Source organism: Collinsella sp. LCP19S3_A6 (assembly GCF_052122015.1).
GTDB lineage: Bacteria > Actinomycetota > Coriobacteriia > Coriobacteriales > Coriobacteriaceae > Collinsella.
The window spans coordinates 13,264-36,946 of record NZ_JBQKDD010000007.1 but is presented as its reverse complement, the minus strand read 5'-3'; the positions used below and the strand labels follow the sequence as shown (position 1 = coordinate 36,946).

Here is a 23,683-nt window from a genome sequence, read left to right as displayed (position 1 = left end):
ACCAGATTGCCCAAATGGGGCGTTTACGACGTCGACCCGTTAGTCATCGTCGGACGTACCCAGCTGCTGCAGCAGCATGAGTGCCGCGGCCACGGGGCCGGTACCGTCGTTGGCGTCGAGACCGCGACCCAGGCCGCTGCCCGCGCCGGCGCCCGCCTTGTAGGGCACCGACAGTTTGCGGCTCTTGGGGAAGTTTACCGCGCCATAGCGGGTCTTAAGCTCATAGGCCACCTTCTTGGGAACGTCGACGCCCAAAAACGTGATGCGACCGCCGCTGAGCGTAACGCTCTCGAGCCCCAGGCGCTCGCCGCGAATGCGGATTCGCGCGCGATTGAACAGGTTGAGTCCCGCCAACGGCAGCTCGCCATGCGCGGCCTCGGTCTCTTCCTGCACCTCGTCGATGCTCTCCAGGTCCCCGGCCGCCGCAAGCTTACGGTATACGAGCACGCGCTGATCCACCGCCGGCAGGTACTCCTCGGACAAGAAGTAGTCGGCCGGCAGGTTAATACCCACGCTCGCCGCCTCCACACCGGCATCGTCGTCGCCGCGCGCCTCGACCACGGCCTGGCCCAGCATCTGCGTAAACAGGTCAAAGCCCACGCTCGACAGGTTGCCGTGTTGCTCGGCGCCCATGAGCGAGCCGGCGCCGCGGATCTCCAGGTCGCGCATGGCGATGCGCATGCCGCTGCCCAGGTCCTGGAACTCGGAGAGTGCGGTCAGGCGTGCCGTAGCCTCCTCGGTGAGCGGCAGCTCGCCCGGGAACATAAAGTACGCGTAGGCTTGCGTGGCAGAACGGCCCACGCGGCCCTTGAGCTGGTAGAGCTGCGCCAGACCCAAGCGCTGCGAATCCTCGATGATGAGCGTGTTGGCGGTCGCGTTGTCGATGCCGCTCTCCACGATGGTCGTGGCGATGAGCACGTCGATCTTTTTGGTCGCGAACTCGATCATCACGTCCTCGACCTCGCGCGGGCTCATCTTGCCGTGCGCCACGCCCACGCGCGCCTCGGGCGCGGCCTCGTGCACGCGTGCCACGGCGTCGTCGATGGTCTTGACGCGGTTGGACACGTAGTACACCTGGCCGCCGCGGCCCACCTCCAGGCGAATCGCCGCGCTCACCACGTCGGGGTCGTACTCCCCCACGTGCACGATCACGGGGCGTCGCCCGGTCGGTGGCGTGGTGATCAGGCTCATGTCGCGCACGCCGCTCGTGGCCATCTGCATGGTTCGCGGAATAGGCGTTGCCGAAAGCGTGAGCACGTCAATCTGCTCGCGCAGGTTTTTGAGCTGCTCCTTGTGCTGCACGCCAAAGCGCTGCTCCTCGTCGATGATCACCAAACCTAGGTTCTTGGGGTTCACATCGGCCGAAAGCAGGCGGTGCGTGCCGATGAGCACGTCGATCGTGCCCTCGGCAAACGCCTTGAGCGCGCGCTTCTGCTGCGCCGGCGTGCGAAAGCGGCTGAGCACCTCGACCTCGAGGCCAAACGGGGCAAAGCGCTCAAAGAAGGTCTCGTAGTGCTGTTGGGCCAGAATGGTCGTGGGGCAGAGCACCATGACCTGACGGCCGGAGTCCACGCACTTAAACGCCGCGCGCAGGGCAACCTCGGTCTTGCCAAAGCCCACGTCGCCGCACAGCAGGCGGTCCATGGGCTTGGGCGCCTCCATGTCGGCCTTAATATCGGCGATAGCCTCCAGCTGGTCGCGCGTCTCGTCGTAAGGAAAGCTCTCCTCCATCTCGATCTGCTCGGGCGTGTCGGGCGGGCAGGCGATACCGGTAATCGAAGAACGGCGCGTATACAGATCGACCAGGTCAAACGCCAGCTTTTTGGCGTTCTTGCGCGCCTTGTTGGTGGCACGCGTCCAGTCGGCGGTGTTGAGCCTAGTCAGGCGCGGCTTGTCGCCGTCGGGACCAACATAGCGCGTGATGCGGTCGACCTGCTCGAGCGGCACGTAGAGCTTGTCGCCGTCGGCATATTCCAGCAAAAAGTAGTCGCGCTCCTTGCCGCCCACTTCCTGGCGCGCGATCTCGCTAAAGAGCGCGATGCCGTGGGTAGCGTGCACCACGTAGTCGCCCGGCTTAAACGGAAACGTAATCTGCGTAATGTCCACCTTGCGACGGCTGCGCACGCGGTTGGCGTCCATGCGGGCATTGAGATCGGCGATCGAGAACACGGCTAGGTTGGCATCGGGCACCACCACGCCCTGCGGCAGGGCAGCATCCACAAAGGTCACGCGTCCGCGCGAGATGGTGGGTACGGCAGCACCGGCGGCAGCCTGGGCGGCGCCCGCCTCGAGCGATCGGGCGTTGAGCGCATCGACGCGGCGCTCGCGGATCGAGGCATGGGCCTCCTGGCGGGCAGCACGGTCGGCAGAATCTGCCGCTGCCACGCGTACGCGCTCGCCAATAACACCGGCGTTTTCGGGGGCGGCCGTCAGCGACTCCTCAAAGGTAATGCCCTCGTCGCCAAAGGTGAGCTCCATCGACTCGCGCGCTCCGCGGTCGGGAATGGCAAACACGCAGGCATAGCGCTTGCCCACGACTTCCTGAACGCGCGTCATAAAGCGGTTGTCCGAGCCCGCGATAGCCGGCTGCTCAATCTTGAGCTCTGCCGTAACCGCACCGCCGGCGCGGATCAGACTCACGTAGTTCAGGCGCTGCTGAGCACCAAAGTCGAGCTGCTGGGCGCGCACGTACAGGCCGTCCAAGCGGTCAATCCCCGCCTCGCCGGCGCGCGCCTCGATATCCTCGTAGGCACGCAGGCAGTCGTCGAACAGCGAGCGCGGCTCGGACAGAACCACAAGCGCCTTGCCGCTCACGTGCGCCAACGGGCTCACGGTCTGGCCGTACATCACCGGCAAAAAGCGGTCGAGCTCGGGTGTGACGATACGCGCATCAACCATCTCGAGCAGTGCCGCCAGCTTGCTGTCGCTCTGGCTTGCGCGATAGAGCGCCACGTGCATGTTGTGAACGGCTTCGTCGGTAAGCGCCAGCTCGCGGCACGGGAAGATCTCGATGCTGTCCTCGTTGCCGATGGTTTGGCCCGTAGAGCTCACCATACGGCGAATGCGATCAATTTCGTCGCCAAAGAACTCAATGCGCACGGGCGCTTTCTCTTGTGCGGGGAATACCTCGACGGTGTCGCCGTGCACGCGGAACAGGCCGGGTGCGTCGGCGGCGCCGGCATTGGTATAGCCCATGCCCACCAGGCGCTGCGGCACTTCGCCAAAAGGAATCTCCTCGCCCACCGCAAAGGTCGTGGACTCCCAGTAGCGGCTCTCGACTGGCGGCACGCAACGCAGCAATGCACGGGCCGAGGCAACCATGATGCAGTTGTCCCCGCGCACGATACGCCCCAGAGCCTCGCAGCGCTGCGCCACCACGGCATCGTCGGGCGCCTGCTCGCGCCACGGATAGTCCTTGCGCTCGGAAAAGCGGCACACGTGCGCCAGGCCCACGTAGGCGGCCAGGCTGCGCGCGGCGCGATCGGCCGCGTCCTCGCCGCTCACAATGTAGACCGTAGGGCGCGGGCGGCGCGCAAACTGAGCAGCCGCCATAAGCGTGCGGCCCGACTGCGACACGGCCAGCGTCACATCCTCGCCGGCGTCGAGCCCGGCCTCGACGGTCTGCAAGGCCTCGGCAGTGTAGAGCTGCGCGGCTATACGGTGAATGAGCATGCTGTTCCTCCGGCATCGCAACGCCAAAAGCCCGCCGGGGCAAGCTCGGCGGGTCTTACGTCAAAAGTATTGATTATCATTGTAGCGCATGAGGTGAACACGCCAGCGCACGCCAAACAGCTACCCCAAAACGCGCATGCTCGGGCAAAGATCTGCCAGCGGGCACTCGTCGCACTTGGGTTTGCGGGCGTCGCAGATCTCGCGGCCAAAGGTGATCCACTGGTGGTTGACCGACTCCCAATACTCGTGCGGCAAGATCTTGAGCAGATCCTGCTCGGTCTTGAGCGGCTCTTTGGCGTGCGTCTTGGGACTCAGCATCAGACGGTGCGCGATGCGGTTGACGTGCGTATCGACCGCGATGCCCTCGACAATGCCAAACCCCACGTTGAGCACGATGTTCGCCGTCTTGCGCCCAACGCCCGGCAGCTTGACAAGCTCCTTCATGTCGGCCGGCACCTCGCCGCCGTAATCGGCGACAATCATCTGTGCGGCCTCCACGGCGTGCTTGGCTTTGCTCTTATAGAAGCCGAGCGACTTAATGGTATCTGCCACATCGGCAACGCTCGCCCCCGCCATGGCCTCGGGCGTGGGCCACTGGGCAAACAGCTTCGGCGTCACCTTGTTGACCTGCGCGTCGGTCGTCTGCGCCGAGAGCAACACCGCTATGAGCAGCCTATAGGGATTCTCGTGGTCCAAAAAACACTCAACCGGGCCATAGCGACGGTTAAGGCGCTCGCACACCTCAACGGCGCGCTCGCGCTTGGCGGCATTGGTCTCGCGTGGCATAACGACTCCTCGAATCAGCGGCATAACTTACCTATGGGCACGATTGTCCCACGTATGGGGTCTTTACGCCTCCAAAAATGCGCCGGTCTGGCGGCCCCACAAGCTTGCGTACTCGCCGCCTGCCTCGACAAGCTGCGCATGCGTACCGTCCTCGACAATCTCGCCGTCCGCCAGCACCACGATGCGGTCGAGCGCCGCCACGGTGGACAGGCGATGTGCCACCACAATGGAGGTACGGCCGCGCATCAGGTTCTCAAGCGCCTCCTGCACCAGCGCCTCGGACTCGCTATCCAGGGCAGAGGTCGCCTCGTCGAGCACCAGAATCGGCGCGTCGGTGAGGATGGCACGGGCGATGGCCACGCGCTGGCGTTGGCCGCCCGAAAGCTTAACGCCGCGCTCGCCCACCATGGTGTCAAAGCCCCGGGGCAGGCGGTCGATAAACTCCAGGGCATTGGCCAAGCGGGCCGCCTCGCGGATCTGTTCGTCGGTGGCGTCGGGGCGGCCGTAGGCGATGTTCTCGCGAATGGAGCGGTGAAACAGCAGTGCCTCCTGCGGCACGTAGGCAACCTGGCGGCGCAGGCTCTGCTGCGTGCAGCGCGAGACATCCTGACCGTCCACGAGTACGCGACCCCCCTGTACGTCGTCCAGGCGCAGCAGCAACTTGGTGAGCGTCGTCTTGCCCGAGCCCGATTTGCCCACCAGGCCCACGCGCTGACCCGCCGCCACATGGAGCGTCAGGTCGTCGAACACGCTCTCGCCCGCCGCGGCGTCACGGTATGCAAAGCTCAGGTGCTCAAAATCAATCGCGCCCTCGCCCACCTTGAGCTCGGGAGCGTTCTCGTCGTCTGCCACCAGACGCGGCTCGTCCAGCACGCGCGTCATCTCGGCCGCATCGCCCAGCGCGCGGTTGATGCGCTGCATCATGGAGCTTACGTAGTTCAGACGCATGGTGAGGTTGTACGTATAGGTAAAGATCATGACGAGCGCGCCGGCAGAGATGCCAAACCACGCGTTGCCGCCCGCGACGAACACGCTCACCACGGCCATGGTGATGACGATAAGGCCCGAGGTCGTAAAGTTGCGCTGCATCATGGCGTGCATCGAAACCGTCTCGGCGTCGCGCGCGGCGCGGTCGGCGCTATCGAACAGGTCGCGCTCAAAGTCTTCGCGCCCGCAGGTCTTGACGGCCAGGATGTTCGTGACCGCGTCGGAAAGCACGCCCGACAGCTTGTTCTGCGCGGCGGACGTCGCGGCCGAAAGCGGCATGATGCGCTTATACATGAGCCAGACAAACGCAATGTAGACGACCATAATGCCCACCAGGATCACGGTAAACGTCGGTACCACCGGAGCGAGCGCCGCCACCGTGCAGACAACCGAGGTGATAGTGGGAATGAGCGAATACACCGTCACGTCCACCAGCCCCGTGTAGCCGCTCATAAAACGGCTCGTCTGGCTCACAAGCGATCCACCAAAACGGCTGGTGTGGAATGTCATGGATTGATTGGAGAGCGTGTCGAAGCACAGGCGCGCCAAGTGATAGTTACCCGCAATCTCGAGCTTGTAGACGGTGTAGTCCTGCAGCTTGGAGAGGATTTGGCCCACTAGGTTAACGAGCACAAGCGCCAGAATGTAGGGGCCAAAGACCTCAAACACCCGGTCGCCCGCCACGGGGCCGGCCTGGACGCGGTCGACGATAAGCGCCATCACGTAGGTGTTGGCAAACGTGAGCAAAAAGATGTAGCCCGCCGACGAGAACACCGAGAGAAAGACGATCAGCGGCTGCGTGCGCGTGACGCCCCAAAAACGCTGTAGCGTGCGGCGCACGGTTGAGCGTTTGAGCGGACTGGTGCTTCTCTGTGACATGGGCTTCCTTTCACATCTGGCGGGGCTAAACGTCATTGTTGCATACTAAAGCGCACTTCAGGCAAGCACGATGCGAAAAGCAGCGGGGTGCCCGCGTTTGCGCCGGCGCCCCACCGTCTTGTTGTAATTATTCCTCGTCTTCTTGATCTGTGAGAAGGCCCGCGGGCGTGAGTCCCAAGATCTCATCAGCTTGGTCGGCGTCTTCCAGCGCGTCGATGTCCTTGAGCTTGCGCTCCATGACGTTGGTGCGCGTGGTGATGATGCCCTCGACCGTCTTTCCCGCGGTCTCGATTTGCTGCTGGGCGCGGCGCAGCGCCGCCTGATAGCGCGGCAGCTCGGCCTTGACGGCAGAAAGCACGCGCAGCACGTCATCGGTGCGTTTTTGCAGCCTAAACGTCTGGTAGCTCATCTGTAGACTGTTAAGGATAGCCGCCATGGTGCTGGGACCGGCAACGTTGACGTGATAGTCGCGGCCCAGGGTCTCGATAAGTCCCGGACGACTGACAACCTCGGCGTACAGCCCCTCAAACGGCACGAACATAATGCCAAAGTTGGTCGTTGCCGGCACACTCAGGTACTTTTCGCAGATGTCCTTGGCCTCGCGCTTGACCATGGCGTCGAGCGTCTTACGCGCAGCGGCGACGGCCTCAGCGTCACCCGACTCCTGGGCGTCGAGCAGATGCTCATATGCGTCACCCGGGAATTTGGAGTCGATCGGCAGCAGCACGGGATCGCCCTCGTCTACCGGCAGCTTGACGGCAAACTCAACGCGCTCCGAGGCGCCGGGCTTGGTGGCGACGTTTTCCAGATACTGGTCGGGCGTGAGGATGTCCGCCAGGATTGCACCCAGCTGCACCTCGCCCAAAATGCCACGCGCCTTTACGTTGCCCAGCACGCGCTTAAGGTCGCCCACGCCGGTGGCGATGGACTGCATGTCGCCCAGGCCCTTGTACACGGCCTCGAGCTGGTCGCTCACCTGCTTAAACGATGCCGACAGGCGATCGTTGAGCGTGCGGGAGAGCTTCTCGTCCACCGTCGCGCGCATCTGATCGAGTTGCACGTTGTTGTCTTTGCGGATAGCACCCAGCTGGGCATCGACCGTCTCGCGCACCTTGTCCAGGCGGTGCTCGATGCCCTCGCGGTTGGCACCGAGTTGTTGGGCCGTCTCGCGGCGCAGGTCATCCATCCGGTCACCAGCTTGCGAAAACTCGCGTGCGATGTTCAGGTAACGTTGCTGCTCCACGGCCGCATCTGTCGTCTGCTGCTGCGCGATGGCATTGGCCGTGCGGCGGGTTTCTGCCAACGCGACGTTCAGGGCATCGAGCGCGTTGTTGGCCTGCTCGAGTGCCGCCATCGCCTCCGCACCGCCATCGCTGCGCTCTCGCAGCTCGGCGCGAAGGCCCTTGAGCTGCAGGGCGCAAGCCACAGCCACTCCTACCGCTACCAAGGCGATCACGACCAGCACAATATCAACAGCAGACATAGACTCCGCCCAACAAACCCAATCGAACAATAATCGAACCGCAATCAATCTTACCCTGTCATATGCAGCGCGTGGCCGGCGGCGCATCAAGTTACCTTTGCGCTATGAATACTGGCACGCTAACTCTCCCAGCCGGCGCGGATGGTTGTTACGACATCGCCCAGGCGCTGGCCGAGAGCTGTCAAATGTTGGAGCACTTCGCTGGGCGAAGCGCCGTTGAGAATGCACGTAAGGGCATATGAGGCCAAGAAGATTGCCGCGAGTCCCAACGGGATCAGCACGATCATCGCCAGCGTACGCAGGCGCTGGGCCCAGCGACGGCGACGCGCACGACGCTTGTCGAACGCAAGCTCCTGCGCATATGAATCTTGCTGTACGGAATAGGCTCCTGGGTCCACCTCACCCGCAGACGATACCGCGGGCGCGGCGTTTTGCGCAGGAGGCTGGACGGCTGCCCCTTGCATTTGCATCTCCATAAGCCGCTGCTGTTGGCGCAGCATGCGCTCGGCTTGTTGCTGCGGGGTCTCAAGAAACAGATCCATGTTGGCCTCCTCAATAGGAGCATTCGATGCTTGCGCCCAGCATCCCGCACCATCGCGGCCGCGACAACGAAATCCGCGGCAATAGCCGCAAAGATTCTTTTGTCAGAAAACTGTCGAAAAGTTCAACAACTCCCCTACCAGCACTTTCTTTGAGCTTTTTTCGCCAGCAATCTTTTACCCTTTCGCCCTTGCGCCATCCGACCAAAACCTAACCAAAAGCTTGACGGAAATTGTGAAGACAGGGACCCCACACAAAAACGTGCCGCCCCAAAAGGGGCGGCACGCAAACTTCTAATCAGCTTTTCTGTAGCGAGCACGCAACGACCCAACGCCGGGGCGCGGGGAGGGAGGCCGGATTGCCTTCCCTCAACGCGACCCTGCGGAGCCGTGAGCGGGGAGGGAAGGCAATCCGGCCTCCTGCCCCGCGCCCCGCAGTCCACGTTCGTATCGGCGCTAGTAGTTCACCACCTGCTCCTCAAAGTACGCCTTGGGATGGTTGCAAACCGGGCACACCTCGGGCGCCTTGGCACCAACATGCAGGTGCCCGCAGTTCAGGCACTTCCACACCTTTACGCCCTCGCGCTCAAACACCTCGCCCGATTCAATGCGCTCGACGAGCTTGTTATAGCGCTCCTCATGAGCCTTCTCGACAGCGCCAACGCCACGGAACTTCGCGGCGATCTCGGCAAAACCCTCCTCTTCGGCGGTCTTGGCGAACTCGTCATACATCGTGGTCCACTCGTAGTTCTCGCCCGCGGCGGCATCGCGCAGGTTGTCCAGCGTATCCGGAACAGCACCGTCGTGCAGGTACTTAAACCACAGCTTGGCATGCTCGGACTCGTTGCCCGCCGTCTCGGCAAAGATATTCGAAATCTGAACGTAGCCGTCCTTTTTGGCCTTGGATGCATAGTAACGATACTTGGTGTGCGCCTGGGACTCACCGGCAAAAGCGGTCTCGAGGTTCTTCTTGGTTTGAGAATTCTCAAAATCCATAGGTGTACTTCCCTTCAATACGCGCCGCCCATAGACTTTGAGCGGCATTGCCTTTAGGATACCCTCATGCCGAGAATCTAAACCTTACTATCCTGTTCTGCAAATTCGCGTCATTACACACTCAGCCAGCGCTCGCCTTCGGCACGACAAAAGCCTTCGCGCTCCAGGTCGGCAAGAATGCCCGCAATAAAATCGCAACCAACCGGTTCGCGACCCGCTGCGGCCTCCATCTTGTTAACGTCTGCAACAGCTTCAACAAGCGTTATGCCCGCCGGCTGTCCGTCGCGAGCTGCAAGCAGCATGCGCACGATATGGGCACGCTTTTGCCGACGCGAGCCCTCAAACTTGGACTGGCGGCTGTAGCCCGCCGAGCGCCTAGACGGATTGGGCAGCGTCTTTTTGAGATACGCGCCGTAATCCAGCAGCGCGTAATACCACGCGCGCGGCGTATCGGCATCGTCGAGCGGCACGGCAAAGGGAGCGACCTCATCCGCCGCCGCACCGGGCGCCGCCGGGCAGGCCGCCTGGATCAACGGCACCAGCTCGCGATCGGGAACAGACGGAACGTCAGGAAAAAAGTGATGCAGAAAGACCGTGCGCACATTGGTCTCCAGGTACACTCCCGGAAGATCAAACGCAAACGACCGAATGCCCTGCGCCGTTGCGGGCCCAATACCGGGCAGCGCGACCAGGTCGCGTGTATCACGCGGAAACTCCCCATCCCAGTCCTCCACGAGTCGCTGCGCAGCCTTATGGAGCGCCAAAGCACGGCGGTTGTAGCCCATGCCCTGCCAAGCGTCCAAAACATCAGAAGGAGCGGCCTGGGCGAGAGAATGCACGGTCGGAAAGCGGTCGAGCCATGCCGGCATGCGCGTCTCTACGCGTGGAACCTGCGTCTGCTGCAGCATGACCTCGGAAAGCCAGATGATGTACGGGTCGCGTGTGCGGCGCCACGGAAGGTCGCGATAACGCAGAACCCCTTCCGAACGAATCATCGAACGAAAGGGGTCCTGAATCATAGCTATGCTCCTTATGCGGCGCTACTCCTCCCGGCAAGCACACGCGCAAACGGCATACTCGGGAAAGGCGTCGCGGTCGGCGAACTTGGGATCGACGGCGGGGAACTGGCGGCGAGCGACGACATCGTCCAGCGAAACGGAATCGAGGTAGTCACGCATCAGCGCCTGGGCCCCAGCCCACAGGGGATGATAGCAGCACGTGCCCCTGCGTGCACAGTCGCCATCGAGTGCCGTGCAATCATTCATAACCATAGGGCCCTGAACGGCCTCGACGACCTGACGGATAGTGACCTCGCTCGGGTTGACCTTAAGACGCATACCGCCGTGGACGCCACGCAGGCTCTCCACAATACCGGCCTGAACCAAACCGTGTTGGATCGAACGGGCAAACGAATACGGAACATTGACCTCTTCGGCAGCAGTGCGAACAGAAAGCAACCGCTCCGGCTCCTCGGCAAGCATCGCAAGCATGCGGAGGGCATAATCAGTCTTCCTCGATATGTCCATGTTTCCCCTTTCAAGGAATACGAACAGCTCGAACGGGCTCCGGGGCCGAGCTTACGTCGAGACGCTAAATAACCGCCGGGACAACCAAATAGTGAATTAGATGTCCGCTGAAGGTCGAATCCAAAGCAAATTACATCAGACTAGGCCTGCAGTGGAATTTAGTATAACCTAACCCCCTGTTTCATTGAACGAGTGTTGCGCAACAAACCCCCCTTGTTTAAACCGATATACTTAATTCTCTTCCGCATCTCGGAAACAAGGAGCTGAATGAAAGGGGCGACCGAGCGGTTGTCCTATTAAACGCAAAAAGCCACGTCCGAAGACGTGGCTTTAATTGCGTTGGCGGGAAGTACGGGGCTCGAACCCGCGACCTCCGACGTGACAGGCCGGCGCTCTAACCAAACTGAGCTAACTCCCCAGACAGTCGTTCGCGTTTGTTTCCGCTCGCGCGCGCTGCGGGGATTAGTATACACAGAAGTCTGTTCGCCGCGCAACAACTTTTTTGAAAATATTTTTAGGGTCCCTCCGGGAGGGTCTCCGGGGCCGGCTGGCGCGGGTTAAGTTTGCTGCTCTACAGTCCTGCGCAAGACGGAAAGCACATTAAGTGCTTTCCTTTGCGTGCGGAACTCGCGACAAACTTAACCCGCGCCAGCCGGCCCCGGAGACCCTCCCTGTCGTCACTATGTTCAACCAGTTTTGCGGGCGTGCGCCGCTGCGCGGCTAGCCCGCGTGCTCCTCGGCGGGGTTGGTCTGATTGTTCTTGTTGAAGCTCGGCCTTTGGCTCAAATGGAAACGGGGGATGCATTGTGCATCCCCCGTTTTTGTTGCGGTTAATCTAAGTCAATAAACTTGACGCTTAAGACCTTGCCGTCCTTGACGAGCATTCTGGCCATGGTGGGGCCTCGGGTGCCTCTGGGGTAGCTAGCACTGCCGGGGTTGAGGACCAAGCAGCGGCCTACTTGAGTTTCTTTGGTTACGTGAGTGTGACCGTTGATGGCTACGTCCACGGATCCCACCGGGAGGTCTTCGCGGTAGTGGGCTACGGCAAACTTAAGGCCCTCGTAGCTAAAGAGCGCCAGACGGTCCACTTCGGGGCCGTAATCACGGTAGTAGTCGTTATTGCCCAGAACCGCTCGCACGGGGGCAATGGTTCGCAGATGTTCGTAGTCCATCTCCGACGTAAGATCGCCGGCATGGATAATCAGGTCCGCGCCGCTCAACTCATCTAAAAGCGCGGGCGACAGATAACCGTGGGTGTCCGAGATGATGTCGATGCGCTTGGCGCTTGCACTGTTCATGGGATCCCTTCCGCAAAACGATTTGGTGCATTCATACAAAAGCCCCGCGGCTCCGCAGACGATTTTGGTCTACAGGGCTGCGGGGCCGGTGTGCTAGAGGCTCAGGGCCTTCTTGAGCGGTACGACGCGACGGCGCGAAACCGGTACGCGTTCGTCGACGCCCGTAATGCCCAGCTGGATAGCGCCCGAGGGAACCGTCTCGACGTCGGTAACACACGCCAGGTTAACGATATAGCGGCGGTGAACGCGGAAGAAGCCAAAATCACAGAGCTTGGCCTCGAACTGTGCCAGCGAGGTCGTCGACAAAAAACGGTCGTCGACGGTATAGATACAGGAGTAATCGTCCTTGGCCATAATGAAGCGAATGTCGTCCACGGGGATGAGCACCTTGCGGCCGCCCTTCTCCACCGGGATGCGCTCGATGGTCACCTTGCTGTCCGCAACGGGCTTCGTGCGCTGCATGACCTTCTCGATTGCACGATCCAGGCGGGCTTCCTCTACCGGCTTCATCAGATAGTCGACGGCATCCACATCAAACGCCTCAACCGCATGATCGCTGTACGCGGTCACAAACACGATCGCCGGCGGATTCTTAAGCTTATGCAGCGCCTCGGCAAGTTGCAGACCCGAAGCGCCAGGCATCGAAATATCGAGGAACACGACATCAACGCGACTCTCCATAAGCATCTCGATGGCGGAGCGAACGCTCGACGCTTCTGTGATCGTGCCGATCTTGCCCGTCTGCTCGAGCAAGAAGCGAAGTTCCGAACGGGCCGGGGCCTCATCATCCACAATCATCGCACGCAGCATGGGGATAAAACCTTTCGTCAACTAACTACGTCGGGCATACGCCAACCGGCGTTAAGCCCGTGACCAATTATTCTACTCTTGAATGTCGAAGATGCTCTCCGACAAATCGAGATGTAGGAGCACTTTAGCGCCCTTACCCGGCGCCGATTCGACGCGCGTATAGGAGTGCGGCCCATAAAAGCGATGAATGCGCTCCGAAATATTGTGCATGGCAACGCCGGCGCCGCCACCCTGCGGGGAGCTGGCGTCGGGGCGGGCAGAGCGCTCGTCAAACAGTCTGGCAGCGATGCCCTCGTCCATGCCCACACCGTCATCGGCCACCGAAATCAAAATCGCATCGTCACCATCCCTGCGCACCGTCACGTCAATCTTCAGCGCACTGGCATCACCCATGCCGTGACGCACGGCGTTCTCGACAATCGGTTGGATCACAAATGCCGGAACCAGCGTGTCCTCGACGTCCTCGGACACGTCAAAGGTCGCCAGCACGCGATCCTCGCCAAAGCGCGCCTTCTCAAACGTCAGGTAGCGCTTGGTCTGTGCGACCTCGCGCGACACGGGAATGAGCGAACCCGAATTGTCGAGCGTTGCGCGATAGAACGAGGAGAACTCGCGCAGCAGCTCGCGGGCGCGCAGCGGGTCGGTACGCGTAAACGATGCGATGGTGTTGAGCGTGTTGAACAGGAAGTGCGGGTTAATCTGCGCCTGCAGGGCACGCACCTCGGCACGGGCCGTGAGCTCCTTTTGCACCTCGAGCTCGTGAATGGCGAGCTGCGTGGACAGGATTTCGGCAAAACCCGAGGCGAGCGCATACTGGGTACGGTCGACGGCACGCGGGGTCTTGTAATAGAACTTGAGCGTGCCGACGGTGCGGTCGCCCACCTTGATGGGTGCGATGATGCCAGCGGGGACCTGGTTGTGTGAGCCATCCGAACCCACCACGTCCACCACGCGGTTGAACGACTGGACGATACCGTGTTCGATGACGTAGCGCGTGGCGAGCGTATGAATGGGAGAATTGGGCAGCAGCTTTTCCTCAAACTCGCCCGCGCAGGCCAGTACGTTGCTCTCGTCGGTAACGGCAACTGTCATGGCGCGTGTCTCGGGCAAAATGCGCTGGCACACCAGACGTGCCGACTCCTGCGTCAGACCGCCTTTAATGTCCTCGAGCATGGCCGAGGCCACCGAGAGCGTCTCCTCGGTGTACTGTGAGCGAACCGAATCGGGATTGAGCGTCAAAAAGATAAAGATACACAGAAAGATGCATAGCAGCGTACAGGCGACCACGGTCGCGATTGGCTCGATTCCAGTCGCCAGGGCAAAAACAAAGTACACCAGCACACAAATGGCGCAGGATACGGCAATGATGCGAAAGATTGACATTGAACTATCGCGCTGGGCGCGGCGGTCGATCATTCAGTCCCCTCCAGGATGCTGGTCAGCTGGGCGTCACGCCAGAGCCCATCCATAATCTTGGGCCAGAAGCTCTGGAAACGCAGGTAGCTTGCGGCGTTTTGGCGTGCGTAGGTCCTGGCCTCGTCAATACCGTGGCGCCAAATGCGTAGGTATCCCTCGTGCTCGCGGGTAAACATGCTGCGGACCATGGCAGTCTTACGCACGCGATCGTCAAGCTCGCGCGAAATCCACGGGCCCGGATAGGGCATGAGAGACGCGGCTGTAACGGGAATGAGCTCTTTCTGGTGCGCGGCAAACGTTAGCTTGGCACGTTCGTAGTACCAACGGTACACGTCCTGCATAAAGCGCGGCGAGCGTTTCTCGGACTCGGGCGGCAGATGGCGCACGGTCCACTCGTTATCAAACCATACGTCGTAGCCAAACATGCGCATATTAAAGAGGTAGTCCAGGTCCTCGCCACGAGTGATAAACGGGTCAAATGCCACGCGGGTAAAGGCGCGGGCATGGAGGGCCATAAGGCCGCCGCACACATAGTTTGAACGCGAAATACGGGTGCCCGAGAGCGCCTTTTTCATCCAGCGATTGAACTCAATACGCTTGGTCCACCAACGGTGGCAGATGCCCACCTTGTCCGTGGGGGCCAGCGGCGATCCGTCTCGATCGTAAAAGTAGCCGCTCTTAGCCAAGATTGGCAGGCCCTGACGCGTCTGCTGCCCCAACGCGTAAGTCGCGCGTTTCATAAAGTCGGCATCGATGACAGTCTCGTCGTCATCCAAAAAGATGACGGCATCGTGACCCAACACGGCGGCACAGGCAAGTCCCATATTGCGGATGGCGCCATAGCCGCGCAGGCTCACGCATTCTCCCGAACCCTTGGGCGCAATCTGCGCTACGCGGTCGGCGATACGCGATGCCTGGGTATTGGTGACTACGGTAACTTTGAGCGTAGGGTGCGCGTCGACGATTTCGCGTACGCGCTTCGACACATCCGCCGTGGCCGAGATGGGACAGACCACCAAAAGGATGATTCGCGGAATATCGCGTACCTGCTCGAGCGAAGCAAGACAGTGATCGAGCTCGGGATTGGCGGCGTTGAGATTCGTCGAGTGGTCATAGACACCGGGAGCGTTTGCATGGGCATCATCGCCCGCCCAATATGTTGGAATCACAACCGTGGCGTTCATGCCTTCCCTCCCTGCAACACAAAAACGAGGCGCCGCCAAACACAGGCGACGCCCCGCGACCTAGCTGATTCCATCATACCCACTTGGGCAAATCATTGCTCGCAAGTCGCAATGTTTATTGCGGATAACCCCAAAAGAGTACCGCGGACAGGCACAATAGCCGCCCGCTCCTATGCGGCATGCTCTGCCGCTCGAGTCATGCGAGACAGGCGGGCCAGCAGCATAAAGCCAACGACCAGCAGCACAGCAATGGAAAGAACGCCCAGCGACGGGTTGCCGGTCAGCGAGGTGACGACCGACACCAGAAAGGTGCCCATAACGCTTGCATAGCGCCCAAAGATGTCAAAGAAGCCATAGTACTCGTTGGACTTTTCTTTGGGGATGATGCGGCCAAAGTAGCTACGGCTGAGTGCCTGCACGCCACCCTGGAACAGGCCGACCATAATGGCAAGCACCCAGAATTCAAAGGCGGTCTTGAGGAAAAACGCGGCGAACAGCACAATGCCCATGTAGGCGGCGACCGCCACCAGGATCATGTTGAGCGTGCCCACGCGTCCGGCGAGCTTGCCGTAGATGATGGCGGACGGAAAGGCCACGAACTGCGTAACGAGCAGGGCCAGTACCAGCTGGGTCGAGTCGATACCCAGAGCCGAACCGTAGCTGGTTGCCATGGAAATGACCGTGTGCACACCGTCGATGTAGAAGAAGAACGCGATCATGTAGACCAGCACGGTCTTGTTGTGGGCGATCTCGCGCATGGTGTGTACGACCTCGGAGAACACGCCGCCCACGATGTGGCCGATGGTGTCCTCGGGACCGCGCTCGCGACCGTACTTTTGCTTATAGGTGCGAATGAGCGGCAGGGTAAAGATGAGCCACCAGGCACCAGTGATGACAAACGACAGACGCGTTGCCAGCATGGTGGGGACGCCAAGAGCGGGACCACCCATGATAAGCGCCAGGCAGATGATGAACGGCACGGTGGAACCGATGTAGCCCCAGGCATAGCCCGAGCTGGACACGGCGTCCATACGCTCGTCGGTGGTAATGTCGGGCAGCATGGCGTCATAGAACGTCATAGAAGAGTTAAGGCCGATGGTGCACAGCACGTACACGGCCAAAAATGCCATGGCGGACATTGGGATAGCCTGCGCCAGGCAAAGCACCAAGCCCGTGAGGAAGAAGCCCAAGAAAAACTTGATCTTGTTGCCGGCGTAATCGGCAAGCGCGCCCAGAATGGGCATGAGCATGGCAATGACCAGCGAGGCAATCGTCTGCGCGCTACCCCAAGCGACCACCAGGTCGGCCGAGGAAGCACCGGTATTGATGGCGTTAAAGTAGATGGGCACCACCGAGGTGTTGAGCAACACGAGGGCCGAATTGCCCACATCGTACATAACCCAGTTACGCTCGAGCTTGGTGTATTTCATGGACAGGGACCCTTCGTGTTCGCCCGATATGCAGCTAGTTCATCGTACCCCAATTGTCCAGAACCGCCGGTAAGGATTCGGCAAAGGGACACGCACGAACCCTACTCCTCGCGGTCGAACTCTTCATCAGCGCCGAGCACGCGACCGCTGTAATTGACGTGGTTGGTCACGGCCTCCATGTCGCCGGTCTCGATAAAACGTGCGACCGTGCACTCGTAATCGACCAGCGCGCGATCAAAGACCTCGGGGAAACTCTCGTTCGAGACCTCGTCGGTAAAGGGATTCTTCCATGTCAGATGGCCCAGATTGCCGGTGCGCTCGGGCGGCTCGGTCGTCACGCGGTGAGCAAGGCCATCGAGCAGGGAGTAGTCGTGTACTAGGCCCTCGACCAGGGCAATTGCACGCGTCTTGGCCGAGCCCGCCGGTTCAATGGCGCGATAGAGCAGCTGCATGTCGGCAACGGCGGCACCGTACTCCCCCGCTGGGATATCGATACCGTACACACGCCCGGCAACATAGCTCATCAGCACGCCGGCCACGCGATTGATGCGGTCGGTGGTGACGATCTCGCCCGCCGGCGGATAGTCCTCGACCGTGGCCCCGTCGCGCTTGAGCTGCAGCATCAACACGTCCAGGTCACTTTCGAGCACCGCATGGACCTGGCTGCCCGAATCCCCCAGCTCGGGATCGGACTCGACAATGCCAAACTGCTGCTCGTAGACAAAGGGGTGGGCATTACGGTCGAGCACGTAGTGCGACAGCAGGCCCAGCGCAAAGGCGCGGCCCAAGTTGGCATCGCGCGGGAGCAGATGGGACACGCCGTCGCGCAGGCACGAGAACTGGCGCGACATGCGCGAGCGATGCATGGCCTGCGCCAGCAGCGTGCAGTCGGAAACGCGCGGCGTCAGGATGTGGAAGAAAAACGGGTCGGGACCCTGGTTGCCCAGGATAAAGGCAATGCGTTCCTCGTCGGACGTAATGACGCCCTGCGGCAGACGATCGATGCTTTCCTCGCCAAACAGATGATGCGTAATAAGCGCAGGCATAATGATCCTTTCGATTTCATTCGATGTCACCCATTATGCCCACCGCGCGCCCATGCCAAACCTGCGTCGGCAAACGATGGCATGCGGACCGTCTACACAAGCCCCAGGCGCGCCTTAACCTCGGCAGCGCGACGACGGGACACGGGCACCGTCGAGGTTACGCGATCGAGCCTGAGTTCCATAAGACCCGTAGAACCGATCTCGACATTGTGCACGTCTTCCAAATTGACCAGATAGCTGCGGTGGACACGGATAAAGCCCTCGGAGGCCAGGCGCCGCTCGAGCGATGAAATCGACTCATTGATCAGATATGTTCCCTCGGCGCAGACGGCGTTGCAAAAATCGGCGCGCGCCTCAAAGTAGCAGACATCCGCCACGGGAATGAACACCTTTTTACCCCCACGATCCACCGTCAGGCGCAAAGGCTGGTGCGGAGCATGGACGACACGGCGTGCGCCCAGGGCGGTCTCGATCTTGTCGAGCGCCTTTGACAGGCGAGCATCCTCGACCGGCTTTACGATGTAATCGACGGCATCGAGGTTATAGGCATCGGCCGCATACTCGGCAAATGCCGTCACAAACACCACGACCGGCGGTGTCTTTAGGTTCTGAAGCGTCTCGGCAAGCTCAATTCCCGAGCGACCGGGCATGGTAATGTCTAAAAACAGCACGTCGGGCTTGTTCGACAGAATCGATTCCACGGCTTCGGTGACATTGCCCGCCTCAGCAATCTGGCCCACACGCGCATCCTTTTCCAACAGATAACGTAGCTCAGCCCTAATTGGAGGCTCGTCATCAACCACCAAGATATTCCAGCCTTCGGACATATGCGCTTCCCCTCTTTTTTCTCTCAATCCAACCGCGTGCTACACCGTTAGCGGCGCCGGCTCATGCGGCTCGCCGTTCAACTCAACGATGACCTGCGTTCCCACGCCCTCCTGGGACTTCACGCGCATGCCAGAATCTTCTCCGTAAAAGAAATGGATGCGCTGAAGCACGTTGAAGAGCGCCAGGCCGCAGCCTCGCTTGACGGAGCCGTCGGCGGTAATGCTTTCGGGCTCCTCTCGGCGATGCTGCTCAAACAGATGCGCGCAGACTTCTTCGCTCATACCGATGCCGTCATCTTCGACGATGATCTCCAAGCCGTCATCGGTCTCAAAAGCCCTAACACGAATGGAAAGCGGCTCGGTCTCGCGCTGCGCATGCTTGATACAGTTTTCGAGCAGCGGCTGCAAGATAAACGGCGGCACCAGGCTGTCGCGCACCTCAAAGTCGATGTCGACCGAAACGCGCAGACGGCCGTCGCCATACCGGGCCTGCATAAGATTGATATAACGCGTGCCCTGTTCCACCTCGTGCTCGAGCGTGGTGAGCGTATCGGAGTCAGAAAGCGTCTGACGATAGTAGTTGGAAAAGTCGATCAGCAGCGATCGTGCCTTGTCGGGCTCGGTTCGAACGAGCGAAACGATCGTGCTAATGGTATTGAATAGAAAATGCGGATCGACCTGCGACTGCAGAGCGCGGAGCTCAACGCGGGCCGTGAGCTCATCCTGGCGCTCGAGCTCAAAGCTGGCGAGCTGCGTGGAAATGAGATCGGCGAAACCCGAGGCAAGCGCCGTCTGGCGCATATCGATGCTGCTCAGGCGGGGGTAATACAGCTCGAGTGTGCCCACGCAATGACCGCGCACGCTAAGCGGCGCGACAATACCAGCACGCAGACGGGGAAAATAGCCGCCCGTCTCATTGGAGGCATCACGCGAAAACACGCTCTGCTCGCCCGTCTCAATCACGTCGAGCGTGGTCTTGAGCACTACCGGGGTTCCGGCAGGGCACTTTGCCGAGTCCTCGCCCCAGCTTGCCAGCACCTGCCTGCCGTCAGTAAAGCAGATGGCAGAAGCGATGGTCTCGGACAGGATGATTTTAGAGGCACCCAGGGCCGCTTCGGGCGTAAGGCCGCGCGACGTGTAGGCAAATATTTTTGATGCGATGGCGAGCGTGCGGTCGGTTGCGCTCGATGTGAGGTCATCGGGGACCACAAAGACATACGAGAAGAAGAAGCACAGCATGACCAGGCCGGCAATAACGACAACGCCTGGAACGGGATTGGGATTATCGGTTAAATCCCAGATAAGCAGCAAGATAAGCGCCGGAACGACAACACCGAGTAGGATGGCCTGAACCACATGCTGGGCCGTACGAAAGACCTTGGTAGAGTTGTAACTCTTGCCCAGATTCAGCCTGTTTAAATCCACCGTCATCCCCTCTTGTCCGTAGTACCGATAGCAATAAAGAGGGCCGCAAGCGACCCTCTCCATTGCATTATGCAATCAAAAACTGTGTTTTACATCCAGCCATCGACAAACGGTAGCTTAGGCGCTGTACTTGTTTGGCTCGCCGAAGGTGCCGGCCTCGACAATCCAGCCGTCCTTCATGATGACGTCCATGTTGTCGGTGTTGAGCACGTGAATGTCGGCGGCGACGTCACCGTTGACGACCAGCAGGTCGGCGCACTTGCCGGCCTCGATGGAACCGGTCTCGTCCTCGATGTGGCACATCTTGGCACCGTTGAGGGTGGCGCAGGTGATGGTCTCGACCGGGGTGAAGCCGATCTTGTCGACGAACTCGTACATCTCCTCGATGGAGCAGGTGCCGTACGGGGTGACGAAGGAGAAGGAGTCAGAGCCGATCGTCATGACGACGCCGCGCTTCTTGGCCTCGCGCAGGCAGTCATAGTTGCGCTGCAGCTCCTTCTCGACCAGGGTACCCTCGTACTTGTCGTGCAGCTCGGGGACATAGACGGGAGGATAGGTGGCGTACCAGGTGGGCAGGAAGGCGATCGTCGGGGTGAAGAAGGTGCCCTGCTCGGCCATAAGGTCCATGGTGCGCTCATCGATATCGAAGCCGTGAATCAGCTGCTCGCAGCCAAAGCGAACGGAATCGTAGGCGGCGGCGTGGTTGTTGTAGCAGTGGCTCCACACGGGGATACCGACCATCTTGGCCTCTTCGACCACGGCCTGGATCTCCTCGGAGCAATAGTGCTGGTCGCGACCGGAGTCCCAGCGCCAGATGCCGCCACCGGTAGCCCAGATCTTGATGGCATCGGGGTTCTCGCGCAGGCGACGACGGACGGCCTTGCGCAGATCCCAAGGACCGTCGACCTGGTCGCCCCAGGGATGGGATTCCTTGTTGAGCTCCTGGGTGCAGTGGTGGGAGTCACCGTGACCGGCAACACGGCAGAAGCCGAGGCCGGTGGCCAGAACGCGCGGGCCCTTAAAGACGCCCTTGTCGATGCAGTCGCGAATCTGGATACCAAAGCGGCCGATCTCGCAGACGGTGGTGAGGCCGTGGGTGAGGCAGTCGTAGGCCTGCTTGACGGCGACGGCCTGCTTCTCGAGGAGCGGCTGCATGACCCAATCGGTGTCATCGTCGGTCAGGTTGCCCGAGAAGTGCAGGTGGGTGTCGATCAGGCCGGGAAGGACAGTCTTGCCGGCGGCGTCGATAACCTCAACGCCCTCGGGAAGGTCCTGCATAACACCGGCGTACTCGATCTTGCCGTTATCGTCGACGAGAACGAGGGAGTTCTCGACCGGCTCGGCACCGGTACCGTCGATGAGCTTGCCGCCAACGATTGCATACTTAGTGGACATGGTTCCTCCTTATGGATCCATATAGTGGGTGAGGCCGTGTTGGGTTAAGGCCTCACAAAGCTACCCAAGTGATGCCGGGTTCGGTACGCGGGAGAGAGGGCACCGCGCACCCAATCCGCCCCGGCTCGGCGTTACTTTTTACGGGAATTGGTGAAAGCCATGAGAGCCAGGCCAATAGCCAACCAGCCGATCACGATGCTCCACTCCACCATGTTGAGGGAGGCGGGAGAGAACGGAATCACGAGCAGGCCGATGATGATGGCGCAGGCAGCGATGGCGAGGCTGATGCCAAACTTGCCGCCGGGCACCTCGTAGGGACGAGGTAGGTCGGGCTCGGTGAAGCGCATGCGCAGGCAGGCAAGAGCGACCATGCCGCAAGAGAAGATGAAGGCGAGAGCCGACACATTGGTCAGAGGGATGAGCATGTTCTTGCCCAGGAACGGACCGACGACGGTGATGATGGCCAGAACGACGCAGGCGAGCTTGGGAGCGCCGGAATTGGGATCGACCTCGGCAAACTTCTCGGGCAGCTGGCCCTTGCGGCCCATGGCGAGCATAATGCGGCTCGTGGCGCCGTAGAAGGAGTTCATCGGGCCCATGGGTCCAAGCGTGGCGATGACGAGCATGGCCAGGTACAGGAGCATGTTGATGCCCTTAAGACAGGCAAGCGCGGGAACCGGGCTCTTAACAAACTCATGCCAGTCAAGGATAGTGCCGAACGAGTAAATGCAGACCATGTAGAAGCCGCCGGCGGCCAGCAGGGCCAGGGAGATGATCTTGCCGAACTTGTTCCAGTTAAGGCCCTCGGCTGCTTCCTCAGCCTGCTGAGGAATGGTGTCGAAACCGGCGTAGAAGAATGGGGTCAGAACCAGGACCGACACGATACCGGCGAACAGGCTGGTGCCCTCGGTGGCGGCCTTACCGCCGCCAGCACCGGCGACCTGGGAGAACACAGGCATGGCGTTGTTCGGCGAGCCGGTGAACAGCGAGACGCCCATGGCGAGTAGCATGCCGCAGAGCAGGGCCTTGGTCAGGAAGGCTTGGAGCTTGGCGGCCGAGCTGGCACCGCGGAAATTGAGGAAGATGACGTAGACTGCAAAGCCGAGCGCGATCAGCGTCGGGAACAGGTAAACGTCGGCGCCCAGGATGGTGTAGAGCTTGATGGCGCGCAGCCACTCAAGACCGGGCAGGCTACCGAACATCTCGGACACGAGAGTCGAAATGGCAATGGCCTCCCACGGGCACAGGATGCCGTTGCCCAGGGCCAGGAGCCAACCGGTAATGTAGCTCATTGTACGGCCAAAGCTACGATCGACATACTCGACGATGCCGCCCGAGATGGGGATAGCAGCCGTAAGCTCACCGAAAACAGCTCCGACGGGCACGAGGAAGATTGCACCCAAGAGGAATGCGATCATAGCGGGAACGGGACCGCCGCCCACGACCATCCAGTCGCCGACCTGCAGAACCCAACCGGTACCGATGATGGCACCGAAACCGATGGTGAAGAAGTTCCAGAGCGAAAGCGTTTTCTTCATGCCGCCGGTATCCTCGACTGCAACTTCTGCGTTCTTGTCCGCCATTGTTCCCCTCCTTTCCTTTCTGACGCCCCTTGGCGTCACCCCTTGCACGGCCTGTTTTGCCGCGCACTTTTTATTTCATGGCTTTAAGATACGGCCTTGGCACAGCAACGCCACTCGTAGCTCGACCGAAGGCAGAACTGCAAAACGAGCGGCGCCGTTTTTGGGACGAACGGCGAGGGGCGCCACTCGGTGCGGGCGTCCGTTTTGATGACGCGACTCAATCGCTCGCGGAGGGCGTCGCTTTATGACGCCAGGCTCGCTCCCGTCCATGCCGCTTACCGAGGTTTTGGTGTATGTCCTCATTTGCTGCACGTCTTTTTTGTAGGATGGACGGGTTATACATGAGACGAGGCGGTGCAAATGGCATACGAATACAACGGCGGCGAACGACAGCGAAACGT

At 60.7% G+C, this 23,683-nt stretch carries 19 protein-coding genes and 1 tRNA gene; 1 reads left to right on the top strand and 19 read right to left on the bottom strand.

Going from position 1 to position 23,683, the window contains the following annotated elements:
• Positions 1 to 39: 39 nt before the first annotated feature.
• The 5 genes from mfd to ACTQVX_RS05800 all read right to left on the bottom strand — a co-directional run bounded on the left by mfd (position 40) and on the right by ACTQVX_RS05800 (position 8,349).
• Complete coding sequence (gene mfd, locus ACTQVX_RS05820; RefSeq protein ID WP_441545568.1) at positions 40 to 3,672, bottom strand: transcription-repair coupling factor; 3,633 nt, start codon at positions 3,670 to 3,672, stop codon at positions 40 to 42.
• A 120-nt stretch (positions 3,673 to 3,792) separates the two neighbouring features.
• The gene (gene nth / locus ACTQVX_RS05815; RefSeq protein WP_427719497.1) at positions 3,793 to 4,458 is read right to left on the bottom strand and encodes an endonuclease III; all 666 of its coding nucleotides are present in this window, start codon (positions 4,456 to 4,458) and stop codon (positions 3,793 to 3,795) included.
• Between the two features lie 63 nt (positions 4,459 to 4,521).
• The gene (locus tag ACTQVX_RS05810) at positions 4,522 to 6,324 is read right to left on the bottom strand and encodes an ABC transporter ATP-binding protein (RefSeq protein WP_441537361.1); all 1,803 of its coding nucleotides are present in this window, start codon (positions 6,322 to 6,324) and stop codon (positions 4,522 to 4,524) included.
• Positions 6,325 to 6,451: 127 nt separating this feature from the next.
• Positions 6,452 to 7,807 (bottom strand): DNA recombination protein RmuC, encoded by a 1,356-nt coding sequence (locus ACTQVX_RS05805; protein WP_427747827.1) that lies wholly within the window; start codon positions 7,805 to 7,807, stop codon positions 6,452 to 6,454.
• Positions 7,808 to 7,926: 119 nt separating this feature from the next.
• Positions 7,927 to 8,349, bottom strand: a complete 423-nt coding sequence (locus tag ACTQVX_RS05800) for a hypothetical protein (protein ID WP_154518493.1) — start codon at positions 8,347 to 8,349, stop codon at positions 7,927 to 7,929.
• Between the two features lie 26 nt (positions 8,350 to 8,375).
• On the opposite strand from ACTQVX_RS05800, the gene ACTQVX_RS05795 reads away from it, so the two are divergent.
• Positions 8,376 to 8,561: a hypothetical protein gene (locus tag ACTQVX_RS05795; protein WP_441038974.1), complete on the top strand. Its 186-nt coding sequence runs from the start codon at positions 8,376 to 8,378 to the stop codon at positions 8,559 to 8,561.
• Positions 8,562 to 8,802: 241 nt separating this feature from the next.
• Here ACTQVX_RS05795 and rbr read toward each other — a convergent pair whose 3' ends face one another.
• From rbr to ACTQVX_RS05725, 14 genes are all read right to left on the bottom strand, one after another.
• Positions 8,803 to 9,342, bottom strand: coding sequence for a rubrerythrin (gene rbr, locus ACTQVX_RS05790; protein ID WP_154518486.1), 540 nt, complete (start codon positions 9,340 to 9,342; stop codon positions 8,803 to 8,805).
• A gap of 113 nt (positions 9,343 to 9,455) precedes the next feature.
• Positions 9,456 to 10,361 (bottom strand): adenine glycosylase, encoded by a 906-nt coding sequence (locus ACTQVX_RS05785; protein ID WP_441038894.1) that lies wholly within the window; start codon positions 10,359 to 10,361, stop codon positions 9,456 to 9,458.
• Between the two features lie 21 nt (positions 10,362 to 10,382).
• The gene (locus ACTQVX_RS05780) at positions 10,383 to 10,868 is read right to left on the bottom strand and encodes an RrF2 family transcriptional regulator (protein ID WP_154518481.1); all 486 of its coding nucleotides are present in this window, start codon (positions 10,866 to 10,868) and stop codon (positions 10,383 to 10,385) included.
• Positions 10,869 to 11,208: 340 nt separating this feature from the next.
• A tRNA-Asp gene (locus ACTQVX_RS05775) sits at positions 11,209 to 11,286 on the bottom strand.
• 412 nt (positions 11,287 to 11,698) lie between these two features.
• A complete protein-coding gene (locus ACTQVX_RS05770) occupies positions 11,699 to 12,166 on the bottom strand; it encodes a YfcE family phosphodiesterase (protein WP_441031870.1) in 468 nt (155 codons plus the stop codon).
• A 93-nt stretch (positions 12,167 to 12,259) separates the two neighbouring features.
• Complete coding sequence (locus ACTQVX_RS05765; protein ID WP_154518646.1) at positions 12,260 to 12,976, bottom strand: LytR/AlgR family response regulator transcription factor; 717 nt, start codon at positions 12,974 to 12,976, stop codon at positions 12,260 to 12,262.
• Between the two features lie 72 nt (positions 12,977 to 13,048).
• On the bottom strand, positions 13,049 to 14,392 hold the full coding sequence (locus ACTQVX_RS05760; RefSeq protein WP_427794496.1) for a histidine kinase: 1,344 nt from the start codon (positions 14,390 to 14,392) through the stop codon (positions 13,049 to 13,051).
• A complete protein-coding gene (locus ACTQVX_RS05755) occupies positions 14,389 to 15,576 on the bottom strand; it encodes a glycosyltransferase (RefSeq protein WP_441031873.1) in 1,188 nt (395 codons plus the stop codon). Before ACTQVX_RS05755 ends, ACTQVX_RS05760 begins: the two co-directional genes overlap by 4 nt.
• Before the next feature lie 170 nt (positions 15,577 to 15,746).
• Positions 15,747 to 17,006, bottom strand: coding sequence for an MFS transporter (locus ACTQVX_RS05750; protein WP_427728898.1), 1,260 nt, complete (start codon positions 17,004 to 17,006; stop codon positions 15,747 to 15,749).
• Between the two features lie 101 nt (positions 17,007 to 17,107).
• Positions 17,108 to 18,052 (bottom strand): zinc dependent phospholipase C family protein, encoded by a 945-nt coding sequence (locus ACTQVX_RS05745; RefSeq protein ID WP_441031877.1) that lies wholly within the window; start codon positions 18,050 to 18,052, stop codon positions 17,108 to 17,110.
• Positions 18,053 to 18,144: 92 nt separating this feature from the next.
• A complete protein-coding gene (locus tag ACTQVX_RS05740) occupies positions 18,145 to 18,879 on the bottom strand; it encodes a LytR/AlgR family response regulator transcription factor (RefSeq protein ID WP_427728894.1) in 735 nt (244 codons plus the stop codon).
• A 39-nt stretch (positions 18,880 to 18,918) separates the two neighbouring features.
• Positions 18,919 to 20,304, bottom strand: a complete 1,386-nt coding sequence (locus ACTQVX_RS05735) for a sensor histidine kinase (protein ID WP_441031879.1) — start codon at positions 20,302 to 20,304, stop codon at positions 18,919 to 18,921.
• Between the two features lie 117 nt (positions 20,305 to 20,421).
• On the bottom strand, positions 20,422 to 21,699 hold the full coding sequence (locus tag ACTQVX_RS05730) for a metal-dependent hydrolase family protein (protein ID WP_154518625.1): 1,278 nt from the start codon (positions 21,697 to 21,699) through the stop codon (positions 20,422 to 20,424).
• Positions 21,700 to 21,830: 131 nt separating this feature from the next.
• Positions 21,831 to 23,282, bottom strand: coding sequence for an APC family permease (locus ACTQVX_RS05725; RefSeq protein WP_441031882.1), 1,452 nt, complete (start codon positions 23,280 to 23,282; stop codon positions 21,831 to 21,833).
• Between the last annotated feature and the right edge of the window lie 401 nt (positions 23,283 to 23,683).